General features: G+C 67.1%; 12 protein-coding genes and 4 tRNA genes. 8 read left to right on the top strand and 8 right to left on the bottom strand.

The window, feature by feature from the left end:
- Positions 1-21 precede the first annotated feature (21 nt).
- Entirely contained in the window at positions 22-1614 is a 1593-nt protein-coding gene (locus AC5WS7_RS23085; RefSeq protein ID WP_495956811.1) for a (2,3-dihydroxybenzoyl)adenylate synthase, read from the top strand.
- 31 nt (positions 1615-1645) lie between these two features.
- Here the strand turns inward: AC5WS7_RS23085 and AC5WS7_RS23090 are convergent, their stop codons facing one another.
- On the bottom strand, positions 1646-2953 hold the full coding sequence (locus AC5WS7_RS23090; protein ID WP_495956812.1) for a salicylate synthase: 1308 nt from the start codon (positions 2951-2953) through the stop codon (positions 1646-1648).
- A gap of 685 nt (positions 2954-3638) precedes the next feature.
- Between AC5WS7_RS23090 and AC5WS7_RS23095 the strand changes: the two genes are divergently transcribed.
- Both AC5WS7_RS23095 and AC5WS7_RS23100 read left to right on the top strand, forming a co-directional pair.
- A complete protein-coding gene (locus AC5WS7_RS23095; protein WP_495956644.1) occupies positions 3639-6011 on the top strand; it encodes a glycerol-3-phosphate 1-O-acyltransferase in 2373 nt (790 codons plus the stop codon).
- Complete coding sequence (locus tag AC5WS7_RS23100) at positions 6008-7510, top strand: HAD-IB family hydrolase (protein WP_495956645.1); 1503 nt, start codon at positions 6008-6010, stop codon at positions 7508-7510. The genes AC5WS7_RS23095 and AC5WS7_RS23100 overlap by 4 nt, the downstream gene beginning before the upstream one ends.
- Here the strand turns inward: AC5WS7_RS23100 and AC5WS7_RS23105 are convergent.
- From AC5WS7_RS23105 to AC5WS7_RS23130, 6 genes are all read right to left on the bottom strand, one after another.
- Positions 7507-8208 (bottom strand): polyprenol monophosphomannose synthase, encoded by a 702-nt coding sequence (locus AC5WS7_RS23105; RefSeq protein ID WP_495956646.1) that lies wholly within the window; start codon positions 8206-8208, stop codon positions 7507-7509. The genes AC5WS7_RS23100 and AC5WS7_RS23105 overlap by 4 nt on opposite strands.
- A gap of 109 nt (positions 8209-8317) precedes the next feature.
- Positions 8318-8494, bottom strand: a complete 177-nt coding sequence (locus AC5WS7_RS23110; protein ID WP_495956647.1) for a hypothetical protein — start codon at positions 8492-8494, stop codon at positions 8318-8320.
- Between the two features lie 441 nt (positions 8495-8935).
- Positions 8936-9009, bottom strand: a tRNA-Phe gene (locus tag AC5WS7_RS23115).
- 33 nt (positions 9010-9042) lie between these two features.
- Positions 9043-9116, bottom strand: a tRNA-Asp gene (locus AC5WS7_RS23120).
- Between the two features lie 32 nt (positions 9117-9148).
- Positions 9149-9221: transfer RNA gene (locus AC5WS7_RS23125), tRNA-Glu, on the bottom strand.
- A 91-nt stretch (positions 9222-9312) separates the two neighbouring features.
- Entirely contained in the window at positions 9313-9987 is a 675-nt protein-coding gene (locus tag AC5WS7_RS23130; RefSeq protein ID WP_495956648.1) for a TetR family transcriptional regulator, read from the bottom strand.
- Positions 9988-10895: 908 nt separating this feature from the next.
- Here AC5WS7_RS23130 and AC5WS7_RS23135 point away from each other — a divergent pair.
- From AC5WS7_RS23135 to phoU, 5 genes are all read left to right on the top strand, one after another.
- Positions 10896-10968, top strand: a tRNA-Lys gene (locus AC5WS7_RS23135).
- 437 nt (positions 10969-11405) lie between these two features.
- On the top strand, positions 11406-12377 hold the full coding sequence (locus AC5WS7_RS23140; protein ID WP_495956649.1) for an acyl-ACP desaturase: 972 nt from the start codon (positions 11406-11408) through the stop codon (positions 12375-12377).
- 153 nt (positions 12378-12530) lie between these two features.
- Positions 12531-13679 (top strand): tRNA dihydrouridine synthase DusB, encoded by a 1149-nt coding sequence (gene dusB / locus AC5WS7_RS23145; protein WP_495956650.1) that lies wholly within the window; start codon positions 12531-12533, stop codon positions 13677-13679.
- A gap of 158 nt (positions 13680-13837) precedes the next feature.
- Entirely contained in the window at positions 13838-15859 is a 2022-nt protein-coding gene (locus AC5WS7_RS23150; protein ID WP_495956651.1) for an LCP family protein, read from the top strand.
- A gap of 99 nt (positions 15860-15958) precedes the next feature.
- On the top strand, positions 15959-16633 hold the full coding sequence (phoU, locus tag AC5WS7_RS23155) for a phosphate signaling complex protein PhoU (RefSeq protein WP_495956652.1): 675 nt from the start codon (positions 15959-15961) through the stop codon (positions 16631-16633).
- 388 nt (positions 16634-17021) lie between these two features.
- Here the strand turns inward: phoU and pstB are convergent, their stop codons facing one another.
- Positions 17022-17798, bottom strand: coding sequence for a phosphate ABC transporter ATP-binding protein PstB (gene pstB / locus AC5WS7_RS23160; RefSeq protein ID WP_067670077.1), 777 nt, complete (start codon positions 17796-17798; stop codon positions 17022-17024).
- Positions 17799-17816 lie beyond the last annotated feature (18 nt).

Raw genomic sequence — 17816 nt, forward strand, 5'->3', positions numbered from 1 at the left:
AGGTGAGCACCTGTGACATCGATGGCACACGACGGATGCACCCCCATTCCCGCCGAATTCGCCGAGGCGTATCGCGCTGCCGGGTACTGGGACGGCCGAACGCTCGGTGAATTGCTGCGCGAATCGGCCCGGCGGTGGCCGGATCGCCCGGCGCTGCTGGACGCGTCCGGAACACTCGGCTATCGGGAACTCGACGCCGCGGCCGACCGGATGGCGCACGGCTTCCTCGCCACCGGCATCGAACCCGGCGACCGGGTGCTCGTGCAGTTGCCGAACGTCCCGGAATTCGTGGTGGCGCTGTTCGGGCTGCTGCGCGCCGGGGCGATCCCGGTGCTGACCCTGCCCGCGCATCGGCGTGCGGAGATCGAGCATCTGGCCGAATTATCCGGTGCGGTGGCATATCTCACCGCCGATCGAGCGGGCGACTTCGACCATCGCGAGCTGGCGGCGCAGGTGCGGGCCCGGGTGCCGGGACTGCGACAGGTGTTCGTCGTCGGTGATCCGGGCCCGTTCACAGCGCTGAGTTCGGTTCCCCGCGAGGGTGATTCGCTACCACAGGTGGCGTCATCGGCCATCGCGGTGATGCTGGTGTCCGGCGGAACGACCGGTCTGCCCAAACTCATCGCCCGCACCCACGACGACTACGGATACAACGCACGTGCCAGCGCCGAGATCTGCGGATTCGGCCCGCAGGACGTCTATCTCGCGACTCTGCCCGCGGCGCACAACTTTCCGTTGTCCTGCCCCGGAATCCTGGGCACGATCGCGAGCGGCGGGGCGATCGCCCTGCTGACCGACCCGAGCCCGGAATGCGCCTTCGCCGCCATCGAACGTCATCGCGTCACGGTGACCTCGGTCGTCCCGCCGCTGGCGCAATTATGGTGTGCCGCAACCGAATGGGAGGACGCCGATCTGTCCTCGCTGCGACTGCTGCAGGTCGGCGGGGCCAAACTCGCCGAGGCGAACGCCCGCACGGTGCGGCCCGCGCTGGGTGCGGCCGTCCAGCAGGTGTTCGGCATGGCGGAGGGCCTGATCAACTTCACCCGTCCGGACGACTCGGAGGACATCGCCTGCACCACCCAGGGCCGCCCGCTGTCCCCCGGCGACGAGATCCGGATCGTCGATGCCGCCGGCAACGACGTCCCGCCCGGCGCGGAGGGTGAACTGCTGACCCGCGGCCCGTACACATTGCGCGGCTATTACCGTGCGCCGGAACACAATTCCCGTTGCTTCACTTCCGACGGCTATTACCGCAGCGGCGACCTGGTGCGCCGGCTGCCGAGCGGGCATCTGATCGTGTCCGGCCGGATCAAGGATGTGATCAATCGCGGCGGGGAGAACGTCTCCTGCGACGAACTCGAGGAACACCTGCTCGCCCACCCCGCCATCCGGCACGCCGCCGCGGTCGGCCTGCCCGATCCGGTACTGGGCGAGAAGGTCTGCGTCGTCCTGGTCAGCTCGGGCGACGCCCCCACCCTCGCCGAGCTGAAGGAGTTCCTCACCGGCCGCGGCCTGGCCGCGTTCAAACATCCTGACCTGCTGCACTTCTCGACGAGTCTGCCGCTGACCGCGGTCGGCAAGATCGACAAGAAGGCCCTGCGCGCATCGTTGTGAGCATCCCCGACGCGGCCACACTCGTGTGCGGTCACGCCTCGACCACGTACGGGGCGACGCTGCGCAGCTTCTCGCAGGTCTCCTCGAATTCCCTCGCGGGGGTGGACTGGGAGACGATCCCGGCTCCGGCCCGCAGCCAAGCGCCGTCGGGGGTCTGGTAGACCGCGCGCAGCACCAACGTCGCCTCGAGTGCGCCGCTGCCCGAAACCGTCACCACCGCACCGGAATACAATCCGCGCGCGTCGTGATCGAGCCGGAACACCGCATCGACGCCGTCGCGCTTGGGAATTCCGGACGCGGTCACCGAGGGAAAGAGCATTTCCAATGCCTCCCAGGAGCTTCGGCCGGCATCCAGGCGGCCGTGCACCGTCGAGGCGAGATGCTGCACGCTGCCGCGCTCGCGCACGGCCATGAAATCCGATACGACGGTGGTGTCCGGCGCGGCGACCGCGGCGATCTCGGCGAAGGAGGTCTGTACCGAGATCGCGTGTTCGACGATCTCCTTCGGATCGGCCACCAGCTCGGCGCGCGCGGCCGCGTCGGCCTCCGCGCCACGGCCGAATGCCCTTGTCCCGGCGAGCGGTTCGGTGGTCACCACCCGGTCCTCGTCGACGGAGACGACCAGCTCCGGACTGTATCCGGCCGCCTCGAGCCCGCCCAGCCGCAACAGGAACGACCGCGCCGGGGTGTTGTGCACCCGGCCCAGACGATAGCTGGCGGGTACGTCCACCGGAAACGGCAGTTCGACTCGGCGGGAAAGGATCACCTTCTGATAGCGGCCGTCACGGATCTCCTCGACCGCCCGGCCGACCCGGTCCCGATAACCGGTCGGATCGGCGGAGACGTCGACCGGATGCGCCCGGGGCAGCGCGGTGTCCTGCGCCGCCTCGATCAATTCGCGGATCTCGGCGTTCTCGGAATCGGTCGCGCCGCGCACTCGTACACCGTCGGCATCGATGCGAACCTCGATGCGCGGAATCATCAGGTGTGCCAGCGGCGTGCGCTCGGACAGGTGACCGGTGGCCTCCAACGCCCAGGCACAGAACTCGAATCCGATCCAGCCGTAGGCATGACGCCCAGCCAGCGGCAGGCCGGCCAGCGCCCGGTCGATCACATGCGCCGGGCGGCCCTGCCACGGCCGCGCCGAATGGCTTCCGTCCCAACCGATCCGCAGCTCGGACGCGTCGAGTTCGACGCTGCCGACCGGATCGGCCGCGAACACCCACTCGCCGGGACGTTCGTACATCACGTACTCGCCGAACCGATCACAGGCCGCCAGCGCGGCCACCGCCGCGGCCGCGTCGAATCCCCCGGCACCGCCGCGATCCGCGGTGATCATCGCCCCCGGACCCTCTTCATATCCGATCCGCACGCGGTCGTCCGTGGTCGACACCGATCCTCCAAGGTTATGCTTACCTAATCAAGAAGTGAGGTTAGCATTACCTGACCAATTTGGGCGGCCCCCAACGCGAACACCGATCCGATTCCACCCACCTCCGCACGACCGACCAGGAAGACATGCCACGATCGGCCGAATCGACTCCGCCGCGCCGCGGAGGCAAGCCCGCCCATTCGAGGCCCGGCACCCGGACCCCGCGCCGAACAACTCGCACTCGCCATACATCAGGCCGCAAGACAAGGCCCGAACCACGCTCGATCACCTCCACGTCGCCGCAGCTGCCCACGCCGCTCCAGTCGCAGGAGCCCGACCCCGCGCGGGCGACCCACGCTCTTCACGCATCAGGCCGGCAAGACATGCCGCGAACCGTGTTCGATCGTCTCCAGTTCGTACCGCCTGGAGTCTCACGCTCGGCCTCCGCCCGGGACTCGCTGCTCGCATCGGCAGATGTCTCGGCGGCGAGGCGGGCGCGGACCGCATCGGATTGCTTGCGGTTCGCTGCGGCAGTTCGGCGGCGTCGTCGGCCGGAGAGTCGAACCGGACGAAGACTCCTCGCGAACCTCCTGCGGGAAAGGCGTCGGCGGGGCTTCAATGGGGATTGCGCCATATGTAGGAGGTCCCCGCCATGCTCGATCATCGCCCCGACGTTCCGGCGACGCCCGCACCGGGCGGAGCGCCGCAGTCGGTGGTCGCCCTCGTGGACGCCCGTTCCCCGGTGGAACGCGAGCTGATCGGCGGCTGGCTGGACGAGGGTGGTATCGACGCGGAGTTCGGCGTGGACGCCCCGATCACCCAGCTCGACCTGGATGCCGAAGTGGTGGCCCAGCGACTGGTCGGCCGCCGGGACGATCCGCTGGTGGTACCGATCCGCGTACTGTGGCTGCCGCCCGAGCGAGACGGCGTGCGCCGCACGACCTTCGCCGATCTGGTCACGCTCAGCAACCCCCGGCGGCCCCACCGGCTGCTGCAACGGCGTCTGGTGCACAAGGCGCCCGATCGCCATCTCGTGCTCACCGGGCAGCCCGCCCGCCTGAGCGAACTGCGCGCGAACAATCCCGCCACGGCCGGATCCGCGGATCCGTTCGCCCGCGCCATCGTCCGGGCCGGAATCGTCGCGCTCGAACGCGCCGAACGCGCCGTCATCGGCGATCGCTACAAGGTGCCGCGCCTGGTCGCGGAGGAAATCCTGGACTCGCCGGAATTCCTGCGCCGTCTCGACCGCATCGCCGACGACATCGGGGCGAGCCCGCGCGAGGTGTACCGCCGCGCGGAGAAGGCATTGCGGGAACTCGTTGCGGCACAGAGCCGTCTGGTCTCCGATCTGTTCACCCAGGCCATGCGACCGGTACACGCCTCGGCCTGGAAGGTCGACTACGACCGGTCCGGTCTGGCCGAGCTGCGCCGGATCAATCAGGATCATCCGCTGGTCTTCCTGCCCTCGCACCGGTCCTACGTCGACGCGTTCGTCCTCGGTGATGCGCTGGCCCGCAACGACTTCCCGCCCAATCACGTGATCGGCGGCGCGAATCTGCGATTCTGGCCGATGGGCCCGATCGCCCGGCGCACCGGAACGGTGTTCATCCGCCGCAGCTTCGGCGACGACGAGGTGTACAAGGCGGTGGTCGAGGAATACTTCGCCTACCTGCTGGCCAAGCGGTTCAATCTGGAGTGGTACTTCGAGGGCGGGCGCACCCGGACCGGAAAGCTCCGCCCACCGCGCTACGGGCTGCTGAATTACCTTGCCGCGGCGATCCGTTCGCGCCGGATCGACGACGTGGTGCTGGTCCCGGTCTCGATCACCTACGAGCGGCTCAACGAACTCGGCGCGATCGCCAGCGAACAGGCCGGCGGCGTCAAGAAGCCCGAGGGCCTGCCCTGGCTGGCGCGCTACATCCGCAATCAGCAACATTCGGCCGGGAACGTCTACATCCGCTTCGGCGCACCGCTGTCCGCCCGGGAACGCCTGGGCGCGTACGGCGATCCGCTGCTGCCCACCGCCGCGGCCGATCCGAATCCCGCGGAGGTCGGCGCGCAGGAGCGAAAGGCCGTGCAGCTGTTGGCCTTCGAGGTGGCCGTCGGCATCAACGCGGTCACCCCGATCACCGTAAACGCCCTGGTCACTCTCGTGCTGCTCGGCGTGCACGAGCGCGCGCTGACCCTCGGCGAGGTCCGCATGGCGCTGGAACCGGTACGCGACTACATCCGCCGACGCGGCCTGCCCAGCGGCGAATTCGACACGGTGGACGAGGATTCGGGCCTGGCCGCGGTGCTCGAGCAACTCTCCCTCGCCCGCGTGGTGACCGTCTATCGCGGCGGTGTGGAGCCGGTGTACTCCATCCAGACCGGCGCGTACCTGGAGGCGGCGTTCTATCGCAACAGCGCCGTGCACTGGTTCGTCAACCGCGCCATCCTCGAGTTGTCCGTGCTGGCCGCGGTCGAAGCCCCCGAGGGTGAACAGCTCGATGCCGGGTGGCAATCGGCCTACCGGCTGCGTGACCTGCTGAAATTCGAATTCTTCTTCCCCGAGCGCACCGAATTCGCGACCGAGATGATCTCGGAAATGCTGCTGGCCGACCCGAGTTGGCACGACCGCACGGCCGACGGCACGGTCGGGGCCGACATCCTGGCCGTGTTCACCGAGTCCGGATTCATCATGGCCCACCGCGTGCTGCGCTCGTTCTTCGATGCCCAGCTGGTCGTCGCCGAACGTCTGGCGGCCCGGGTCCCCGGACCGCTGGACCGCAAACAGTTCATCGACGAATGCCTCGCGGTCGGCCACCAGATGCTGTTGCAGAAGCGCCTGCACAGTCCGGAATCGGTATCCTCGGAATTGTTCACCACCGCACTGAAACTCGCCGACAATCACGGACTGCTCGATCCGGATGGCGCCGATCTCCTCGCCCGCAGAAGGGCTTTCGCCGACGAACTGCGCGTCATCGGGGCGCGCATCTCCCGCGCGGCGGCCCTGGACCCGTCGAGTCGCACGGAGGGACCATGAGCGTCTCGGACACACCGGATTCCGTCGCGACGCGCACGCTCGATCAGGCGATCGAAGCCGTGCGCTCCGGACCGCAGGGGCCGCGCGTCCCGGCCGTCTTCGATTTCGGCGGCGCCGTCGTGCACGGCTTCACTCCCGACACGACGGTCCAGCGGCTCCTGCGCCGGGGCAGCCGCGCCGATCTGGCCGCCTCGCTGGTGAACACCATTCGCGGCTCCCGCGCGGAGGGCGAATACGAGCGCTTCCTGCAGCGGGCGATGCATCTGTGGGCCGGGCACGCCGAGTCCGAACTCGCCGCTCTGGGCGAACGGCTGTTCCGCGACACCATCCACGCCCACGTGTATCCGGAGGCGTGGCGGCTGATCCGCGCGCACGAGGCCGCCGGGCACACGCTGGTGCTGGCTTCCTGCCTGTCGAAGTTCCAGGTCCTGCCCGCCGCAACGGAATTGGGCTTCCCGAACGTCCTGTCCACCCGAATGGCCGTGAGCGAGGGCGTACTCACCGGACATGTGGAGGGAAAACCGCTGTGGCGCAACGGTAAGGCCGACGCCGTGCGACGTTTCGCGGCCGAGCGCGACCTGGATCTCGCCCGCGGCTACGCCTATGCCGACGCCGCTCCCGACATCCCGCTGCTCGACCTCGTCGCCCATCCGACAGCGGTGAATCCGGGTCCTCGCATGGCGATGCGGGCGGTCGAACAGAATTGGCCGGTGCTGTCCTTCCGCCCTCGGGACACGGCCGGCGCACGCGATATCGCCCGCACCGCAGCGGGTTTCGCGGGGTTGCTGGGCGGCGCGGCAGCCGGTGTGGCGGCCGCCGCGGCCACCCGGGACCGGCGGCGGATGGCCGATTCGATGATCACCCACGCCGCGACCGGCACCCTGCGGGCGACGGGCATACGCATGCGGATCACCGGCGCCGAATACGCTCACGCACCCCGGCCCGCGGTATTCGTATTCAATCATCAGAGTCAATTCGACATGGTCGTTCTGGCCGCGGTGCTCGGTGCGGGCTTTACCGGAATCGTGAAGAAAGAAGTGACCAGCAATCCGGTGTTCGGGCCGCTGTTGCGTTTCGCGGGGGCTACTTTCATCGATCGTTCCGATACCTCCGGCACACGTGCGGCATTGGCACCCGTGGTCGAAACACTGCGGGCCGGGTTGTCGATTGTCATCGCCCCGGAAGGCACCCGTTCACTGACGCCGCGCGTGGGCCCGTTCAAGAAGGGCGCATTCCATATCGCCGCGCAGGCGGGGGTGCCGATCATTCCGGTGGTGATCCGCAATGCCGGTGAAATCGCCTGGCGTAATTCGGCGATCGTGCGCGGCGGCACGGTGGATGTAGCGGTCCTGCCGCCGATCGATGTCAGCGGCTGGGATCCCGACGAGATGAACGCCGAGGTCGAACGGGTGCGGCAACTGTTCGTCGCGACCCTGCTGGACTGGCCGGTACCGGACGAGCGGCACGCGCACCCGGTCCGGGGCCTGGCCGGGTCCTAGACCTGCCGCCCGAACAGCAGCTTCCACGGCATCGCCGCCGACTCCAGCTGCACCTTCAGACTCATCTTGGACGCGCCCTTGGTGCGCTCCTCGAAGCGGATCGGCACCTCGGCGATGGCGATGCCCTTCTTGATGGTCCGGTAGTTCATCTCGACCTGGAAGGAGTATCCGTTGCTGCGGATCGAGGCGACGTCGATCGCGCGCAGGGTATCGGCGTGCCACGCCTTGAAGCCGGCCGTGGCGTCCTTCACGCCCAGCCGCAGGATCAGGTTCACATAGAAGTTGGCCCACGCCGAGAGCGCCTTGCGGTACCACTTCCATTCCTCGGCGGTCGAACCGCCCGGAACGTACCGGGATCCGAGCACGACACCGGCGCCGGAGGTCTGGAGTTTGTCGAGCATGGCCGGAATGACCTCGGCCGGATGAGACAGATCTGCGTCCATCTGGATGACGACCTCGGCCCCCTCCTCCAGCGCCCGGGTGATCCCCGCGATGTACGCGCGCCCCAGCCCGTCCTTCTCGGTCCGGTGCAGCACACCGACCGTATCGGGCCGCTCGACGGCGAGTTTGTCCGCGAGTTCTCCGGTGCCGTCCGGCGAGTTGTCGTCGACAACGAGAATATGCAGGTCAGAGACCGGCAGCGAGGTCAGCCGCTCCACCGCCACGGGCAGGTTGTCCCGCTCGTTATAGGTCGGCACCACAACGGTCACCTTCAAGGGTCAGCCTCCCGCTCGTTCACGCGCGCGTGTGTACAGCATTGACCGTAGCCCATCGACTTCCCACCCCCGCACCGTGTCGGCCCGCCCCTCACCCCTCGTCGCGGGAATCCTCGCGGGCATTACGCTCCCGCACGATCTCCAGCGCCCGCTCGGCTGTCGCCCGATCCGGATAGGGCCCCATCCGATCCGCGAACCAGCACCGCTTGCTCTGCTCGGCCCGACGATGCTTCAGGCAGTAGTACCAATCCGATTCGGAATCACCCATACCCCGATGATCCCATCCACGAACCCCGCCACAGCCCATACCCGCACCGACCGGACGCGCACTTCCCCACTCTCCGAACATCATCCGCTATGCGAAATCCCACACGACGAAGCATTCGGAATGAAAACCTCACCGACTTCTACGCCAGAAATAAATGACACAGCAACAATTCCCGAAATCAATCCAACCAGAAAGAACGCATTTGTTGCCACGCCCAACAATAAACTACATGATCGCCGTCACACCGACCACGCCCCAGCGATATCACCGATATTCAGGGGGCAAGGGGCGAAGCCCCGACCAACCGAAGCAACTGATCTCGCAACAACAGGGGTAACTCATCATGTATGCCCAAAAGGTGATCCACGCGAACCACCGGCCCGAAACGAAAAATGACCGCACTCCCACGACACGCTGAAGTGTCGGAGAGGCGGTCCCGTGTGGCCAGGGCCGGGATCGAACCGGCGACCTTCCGCTTTTCAGGCGGACGCTCGTACCAACTGAGCTACCTGGCCGGGGCACCCGACGTGAATGCCTATACAGTCTTGCGACCCTGACGGGACTCGAACCCGCGACCTCCGCCGTGACAGGGCGGCGCGCTAACCAACTGCGCCACAGGGCCTTGCTCTGCTCTCAACGGTGTTTCCACCGTCGTACCCCCTACGGGATTCGAACCCGCGCTACCGCCTTGAAAGGGCGGCGTCCTAGGCCGCTAGACGAAGGGGGCCCGCCGGATCTCTCCGGTCCGTACCTCAACGGCTTCCGTTGGGAGCTGGGATAGCTTATGACAGCTCCGGCGAGAAACCCAAATCGGCTGGTCAGGAACTCGCCGTCCCGACGTTCAGATCGTCCGGGCGGGCACTGGCGCGCCAGCCGACCGCCCGGAACTCCCCGAGCCACTCGGGCGTCCCCATCCCCTCGACGATGATCTCCAGCGCCTCGGTGAACCGCGTGCGCATATCGACCGGCCCGCCGGCCATGTCGGTGACGTAGCGCTGCCCGGCCAGCGCCGCGGTGAGGGTGCGGGCGAACTTGTCCGGATCGGCGTCCGGGCGCAGCTGCTTCTGATCGATCGCGCGCGCCGCCAGCATGCGGATGGCGCGGCCGAGGATGCGCCCGCCGCCGGCCTGGACGTCGCGATGGAACTCCGGTTCGATGATCAACCGGAATTCCGCCTGGATGATGATGTCGCTGTCCAGCCGCAGCGCGATCTCGTCGAGCATCCCCCGCAGGATGTCGAGAGGGCCGAGATCGGTTCTGCCGAGCCATCGTTCGATGCTGGCCCGGTACCGTTCGACCGCGGCGTCCAGCACCGCGCGCGCCAGATCCTCCTTCGAATCGAAGTGGAAGTACATCGCGCCCTTGGTCGCGCGGGACCCTTCCAGAATGCGGTTCAACGATGCAGCGGCATAGCCGCTTTTCCCGAATTCCACCGCGGCCGACCTGATGATCGCCGCGCGAGTCCGGCGGGCCCGCTCTTGCTGCCGTGCCATGCTCGAAACGCCTCCGAAGCTACTTACCGCCGCAGGACCCCCGATGGGAACAGTCCTCGATGCGAGTTATGAGATTTTTTTAATACCGAGATTCGGGCTTCTGCCCGGTTTTTCAAACTTTGAGTACGAAAAGTCGCGGGAAAACCGGAAACACACCAGCTGGTATAGTTCTCCGAGCCCGGGTGCGCCGCAGGGGGTGCGCACCCGGGCATGTTCTTCTCGGATCTGCCTCCTGCGACCGAATCTCCAGAGCCCCGCGAACGGCCGGACCGATCGCGACGCAAGCGGGCACATCAACCATGGGCGGAATCCCCTCCCACCGGGCAGAGCCGGTTCTTTCGGAATTCACCGACAGGTCACCGTACTCCGTATCGATGTCGACCGGAGCAACTACCGGAAAGTCAGTTCGCGAAATCCGCTTTCCGAAGTTTGCGGCAAATCTTCGGTTACCATCACCTCGCGACGTTCCTTTCGCGAATTCCACCATCCCGCAGCGTGGTTCGCCACCGCCACGCCCCGGCCGCCGCGAACCATCGCCGGCCGGACGCGCCACCCCGCCGGCGGGCCGCCGGTCGGGCCGATCCCTCGACACTCGCACCTCCACTACCAATTTCCTTGCCACGCACCGCGATTGGTTGATATTTACACACTTCTCCGCTGAAACAAATTGGAAGCCAACGGGATTACCCCGCATCTCGAACGCGCCCGAGCGCGGGTCCGGCCCGCGCGGGGGCCTCGCGGAGCCCGCGCGGCGACCCCGCCGGACGCCGCGCCGCCGCCGGAGATTCGCGCCCGCCGCGCCGAAGGCCGCCGCCGACCGCGCCGACCAGGGCGGATCGTCCGGTCCGACACCCGGAACGGATACCGGTTACCACTTCCGCGAGCCGCCCATTAGACTTGCCACCCGCGCCCCTATAGCTCAGTTGGTAGAGCTACGGACTTTTAATCCGCAGGTCCCAGGTTCGAGCCCTGGTGGGGGCACTCGGGTCCGCCGGAACGCAGGTTCCGGCGGACTTTCCGCATCTGTGACGAAATGCACTGCGGGCGCGCCGGATCGACCGCCGGAGCGATTATGTGGTTAATATTCGCATCGCATGCGGACCTCGGTGACCGTCGTCGGGCATCTCACTCGACGGCCCGCAGGCACGCATCGGCAACCGGGCGCTAACGGGACCGCCGCCGGGGACGATGAACCCCACGACGGCCGTGCTCCCCCTACACTCGGAGGGGCCGTCTCCCGCATTGTGCCAGCTCACAATCGGGAACCCGCGGGTTCCATCACCTGATGGCAAACCACGTCCGATGCGTTTCGCATCACACCTACGGTGCCGTAAGGTATGGGCCGCAATGCCGCCGTGAGGCGTTGGACGAGCGGGGGCGACGAGCACGATGGCAGGACGAGACCGAAGGGTTCAAGTATGGCAAGGGATCTGACTCAACTCGAGCTGCTCACGGAGTTGGAGCCGGTTGCCGAAGAAAACGTCAACCGCCACCTCTCCATGGCCAAGGAGTGGCACCCGCACGACTACGTCCCGTGGGACGAAGGCCGCAACTTCGCGGCGATGGGCGGTGTCGACTGGGAGCCGGAGCAGTCGAAGCTCAACGAGGTCGCCAAGGCCGCGATGATCACCAATCTCCTCACCGAGGACAACCTCCCCTCCTACCACCGCGAGATCGCCGAGAACTTCTCCCAGGACGGCGCCTGGGGCACCTGGGTCGGCCGCTGGACCGCCGAGGAGAACCGGCACGGCATCGTCATCCGGGACTACCTCGTGGTCACCCGCGGCGTCGACCCGGTCGCCCTGGAACAGGCGCGAATGATCCACATGACCAACGGATTCGCCTCTCCCACGGAGGTCGACGCCGGATTCCTGCACTCGGTCGCCTATGTGACCTTCCAGGAGCTGGCGACCCGTGTCTCGCACCGCAATACCGGCAAGGTCTGCGACGACCCCATCGCCGACCGCATGCTGCAGCGCGTCGCCGCGGACGAGAACCTGCACATGATCTTCTACCGCAACATGTGCGGTGCGGCACTGGATCTGGCGCCCGACCAGGCCCTGGACGCCGTCGCGCTCATCCTGGAGAACTTCCAGATGCCCGGCGCGGGCATGCCCAACTTCCGCCGCAACGGCGTGTTGATGGCCAAGCACGGTATCTACGACCTGCGTCAGCACCTCGAGGAGGTCGTCCAGCCGGTGCTGAAGAAGTGGCGGATCTTCGAGCGCGACGACTTCACCGCTCGCGGCGAGCAGACCCGCGATCGCCTGGCGACCTTCCTGGACAAGCTGTCCAAGGATGTGACCAAGTTCGAGGAGCAGCGCGACCGCATGCTCGCCCGCGAAGCCGCCAAGCGTGAGCGCGAGCTGGCCACCGTCGCCGTGAGCTGAATCACATCTTTCTCCGCCTGATCGCCTGCGGCCGACCGGGATCGGCCGCAGGCGAGGTACCCGGCCCGCTCGCACGACCGGCGGATTCGCTACTCGCGCGGCATCCAGCGACGTGATGTGGGCCACCGATACCCGGATGCGAGAATGGAATTCATGACTGCGGTGATCGAGGCCAGGCCCCAGCTGCGGATCGGCCCCTACCCGGTCGATCCGCCGGTCGTGCTCGCGCCGATGGCCGGGATCACGAATGTGGCGTTCCGCACGCTGTGCCGGGAGTTCGGTAGTTCCACCGCGATCTACGTGTGCGAGATGATCACCGCGCGGGCGGTGGTGGAACGCAACGAGAAGACGTTGCACATGATGGCGTTCGGACCCGACGAGAGTCCGCGCTCGATGCAGCTCTACGGCGTCGATCCGAAAACCCTCGGCGAGGCGGTGCGAATCATCGTCGGCGAGGGCTGGGCCGATCACATCGATATGAATCTGGGCTGTCCGGTGCGCAAGGTCACCCGGCTCGGCGGCGGCTCGGCGCTGCCGTACAAGCGGCGGCTGTTCGCCAACATCGTCCGGGAGATGGTCGCGGCCGCGGGCGAGGTTCCGGTCACCTTCAAATTCCGCGTCGGCATCGATGCGGATCACCAGACGTATCTCGACACCGGCCGCATCGCCGAGGCCGAGGGCGCCGCCGCGGTGTCGCTGCACGCGCGCACGGCTGCCCAGCTGTACTCGGGCACGGCCGACTGGAGTGCGATCGCCCGGCTGAAAGAGGCCGTCACCACCATCCCGGTACTCGGCAACGGCGATATCTTCACCGCCGACGACGCCCTGCGCATGATGGCCGAAACCGGTTGCGACGGAGTCGTTGTCGGCCGCGGCTGCCTCGGCCGGCCCTGGTTGTTCGCCGAGCTGTCCGCCGCGTTGCGCGGCGAACCCATCCCCGAGGCCCCGGCCCTCGGCCGCGTCGGGGAGATCCTGATCCGGCACGCCGAACTCCTCGTGGAGCACGACGGGCACGACAAGGCCATGCGCGATATCCGCAAACATATGGCCTGGTATTTCATGGGCTTCCCGGTGGGATCCGAACTTCGCCGGAAATTCGCCACCGTCTCGAGTCTCGAGCAGATCCGGGATCTGGCCGCCCAGCTGGACCCCGCCGCACCGTTCCCGACCGAGGCCGCCACCGGCCCGCGCGGTCGCCAGGGCTCACCCCAGGCCAAGGTCTCCCTCCCCGACGGCTGGCTCGACGACCCGGAGGACGACACCGTCCCGCAGGCCGCCGACGTCATGCACAGCGGCGGCTGAACGCGGACGAATTTCTCGGCCCATTCCTGTGGCCGCAGATGCGTACACGCCTGAAACGGCCGTGTTCAGGTATTTCTCCGGGGTCGGTCATTATCATCGACTCGGCTTTGCTCTCGGCGCGGTTTCATCGTCGGCACTAGGCGAGGTGAGGTTCGTTGATGGGCGACGACGATCAGAGCGGAGACTCACCGCCTCCGGTCGGACGTGCTCCGTGGGAGCGACCGGGTGCGGCACCGACCGTGCTCGGTCGCTCGATCGCTGCCGCGGGTACCGCGGAAGCCTGGTATGCGACATATTTGCCGGATCCGAACTCGCGACGTCACATCGACGAGGCGGTGGCCGATACCCGACCGGACACGCGCCCCTCGGACGAGGCGAGGCGAGGTCTCCGCTCCGGCACTTCGCTTGCCGTACAGCCGAGCACACGGCTCGACAGCGGCGTGCCGCATGCGCAGACGAGCGCTGTCGCGGGGCCCGGCGAATCCGTCACGGCCGCATCGGATACCGGCCCTGGAGCACGCGCCGAATCGTCACAGGATGCCGAGAACCTGTGCACCGGAACGCAAACCAGGCACGCGGCGGTTCCGGTTCCGGATCTCGACCGGCCCGGACTCACGGTGGCGCCGAAAACCTTTGGCGCACTGCCTTTTCCCCACATCCCCTGCGTCTCAGGTCAGGGTGGCAAGCGCAGACGGCTGCGCATCGCCGGGCGCACCGTGGCCGCGCTGGCCGCGGTGGCGACGCTCGTGCTGACCGGCGCGGGCTGGAACTATCTGCGCGCCACCGACAAAGGCTTCACCAAGGTACAGGCGCTGGACGTCGGATCACACGACATCGTGGATCCGGTCGGTCAGCTCGGCGACGAGAACTTCCTGATCGCGGGCACCGATTCGCGTGCGGGCGCGAACAGCAGCGTCGGCGCGGGCACCACCGCCGACGCCGAGGGAGCCCGCTCCGACACGGTCATGCTTGTGAACATCCCAGCGAGCCGCAAACGCGTTGTGGTGGTGTCCTTTCCGCGCGATCTCGACGTCACCCGACCGGTCTGCACGGGCTGGAACAACGACCGAGCGCAGTACACCGACACGGACTATCCCTCGGCGCTGGGCGACAAGCTCAACGGCGCCTATGCCCTCGGCGGGCCCAGATGTCTGATCAAGGTGATCCAGAAACTGTCCGGACTCAAGATCAACCACTTCGTCGGCCTCGACTTCGCCGGATTCGAATCGATGGTCGACACCGTCGGCGGCGTGGAGGTGTGCACCGAGATGCCGATCGTGGACACCGAACTGGGCACGGTCCTGTCCAACGCCGGCCGCCAGGTCATCAACGGTGTCACCGCGCTGGACTACGTGCGTGCCAGGCACGTCGTCGGCGAGGAACGCAGCGACTACGACCGAATCCACCGCCAGCAACTTTTTCTGTCCTCCCTACTGCGCAGTGCGTTGTCGAACCGGGTGCTGTTCGACCCGGTGAAGCTGAACCGATTCATCGCCGCGTTCACCTCGCACGCCTTCATGGACAACGTGAACACCCAGGATCTGCTGATGCTCGGCCGATCCCTGCAGAAGGTGGCCGCAGACGCGATAACCTTCCTGACCGTGCCGACCGCGGGCACCACGTCCTACGGCAACGAAATTCCGCGCGAATCGGATATCAAGGCGATCTTCAGCGCCATCATCGACGACGAACCGCTGCCGGGCGAGCGACACTCACCCGAGCCCGCGCCCACCTCGGCCGCCGCACCGCCACCACTCACCGCGGTCGACCCGACGACGGTATCGGTGCAGGTCTCCAATGCCTCGGGGGTCTCGGGCGCCGCGAGCGCGACCGCCACCAAGCTGGCCGCCCCGGGCTTCCAGATCTACAGCGTCGACACCTATCCCCAGGGCGTGCTGTCCTCAACCCTGGTGCGGTATTCGAACGGTCACCGAGACGAGGCCGCGACCGTGGCCGCGGCGCTTCCGGGAGCGAAACTGCAGGTCACCTCGGATCTGGGCAGTATCGTTCAGGTGGCGCTCGGCAAGAATTTCACCGGCGTGGTGCGTACTCCGCCGACGTTCGGCACTCCCTTGCCGACCGTCGCCTCGGCCCCGCCCGACGGTTCCGGCTCGGCGGTTTCGGTCACGCTTCCCAGCGATCTCGAGCACGTCAACGCCGCGGACGACAACTGCCGCTGAGATGCGCTGCCACCTGCGCAGATGTGTCCCACCGGGGATGCACCAGTGATTCATCCCTCGTTCGTGACTTGGTCAGCGCCGAGAGCTAGTGTTCGTATCATGCGTGTCATCTACAACGAGCAAATGGGCGAACTCGCCACCATGCTGGGAGAAATGGCCGGTATGGCGGGTTCGGCCATGGACAGGGCGACGCAGTCGCTCCTGCAGGCGGATCTCGCACTCGCGGAACAGGTGATCACCGACTCCGACCGGATCGCCGAGATGATCACGCTCGCCGAGGAGCGGGCATTCGCACTGCTGGCCTTGCAGGCCCCGGTCGCGGGTGATCTGCGTCAGGTCGTCAGCGCCATTCAGATCGTCGCGGACGTGAACCGCATGGGCGCGCTGGCATTGCACGTGGCCAAGGTCGCCCGGCGGCGTCATCCCAACCACGCGCTGCCCGAGGCGGTCAACGGCTACTTCGCCGAGATGGGCCGGATCGCGGTGAGTATGGGCGCCACGGCCAAGGAGGTGCTCGAGAGCCGCGATCCCGAGCGCGCCGCCCAGCTCAACGAGGAAGACGAGGCGATGGACGATCTCCACCGCCACCTGTTCTCCCTGCTGATGGACCGCGAATGGAAACACGGCGTCGCGGCCGCGGTCGATGTCACGCTGCTGGGCCGCTACTACGAGCGGTTCGCTGACCACGCCGTCGAGATCGGACGCCGGGTGGTCTTCCTGGTCACCGGCGTGCTGCCGCCCGACCAAGAGGACGCGGACGTCGAAAGGATCTAACGCGCTTCCGCTTCCTCGGGACGCCAGCGGGTCGTTGGGTACGGGGAGAGTTGGGCGTCGGGCCGGCGATCGAGAGCCTGGCCGGGTTTCGGGGTCCCGGGAGTTGCCCATGCGCTTGCGAAATAAGTTGGTGTGCTGAGCTTTGGTGGCTGGTGAGTACCTGCGTACTCACCGCGCCTGCGCGACTGCGACGTGTCGTCGAGCGCCGGAGACTATTGCTCAGGGTCGGCGGTCGAGCGCGAGAGCGCCTCGAGCATCCCCTTCGAGTTGCCATATGCTTCCGAAATCAGTTGTTGCGCTGCGATTCTGGTGACCAACGGTCCAGACTCGCAGCGCAACAGTGTTTCGGCGGTATTCAGCTTGGGCAGGTTGGGGGGCGCAATCCCTCCTACCCGAAGCGGCCGGAGATGTAGTCTTCCGTGGCCTTCTGGGAGGGGTTGGAGAAGATCTTCTCCGTCTCGTCGATCTCCACCAGGTTGCCGGGCTTGCCCTGCTCCTTGAGGTTGAAGAAGGCCGTCTGGTCGCTGACGCGGGCGGCCTGCTGCATGTTGTGGGTCACGATGACGATCGTGTACTGCTTCTTCAGTTCCGAGACCAGGTCCTCGATCGCCAGGGTGGAGATCGGGTCCAGTGCCGAACAGGGCTCGTCCATCAGCAGTACGTCGGGCGAGACCGCGATCGCGCGGGCGATGCACAAACGCTGCTGCTGACCACCGGACAGGCCGCCGCCGGGCTTGTCGAGCCGGTCCTTGACCTCGTTCCAGAGGTTCGCACCGCGCAGCGACCGCTCGGCAACCTCGGCCAGTTCCTTCTTGTTGCGCACGCCCTGCAACCGCAGGCCGGCCACCACGTTGTCGCGAATCGACATGGTGGGGAACGGGTTCGGGCGCTGGAACACCATGCCGATGGTGCGGCGCACGCCGACCGGGTCGATCGTCGCGCCGTAGATGTCCTCGCCGTCCAGCAGCACCGCGCCCTCGACGCGGGCGCCGGGGGTGACCTCGTGCATGCGGTTCAGCGAGCGCAACACGGTGGACTTACCGCAACCGGAGGGACCGATGAAGGCGGTGACGCTGCGCGGCAGCACGGTCAGCGACACATCGGAGACGGCGTGGAACCTGCCGTAGTAGATGTTCAGATCTTTGACGTCGATCCGCTTGGCCATGTCGTTATTCCGTTCGCT

It is taken from the genome of Nocardia sp. PLKS1-43, assembly GCF_059510335.1.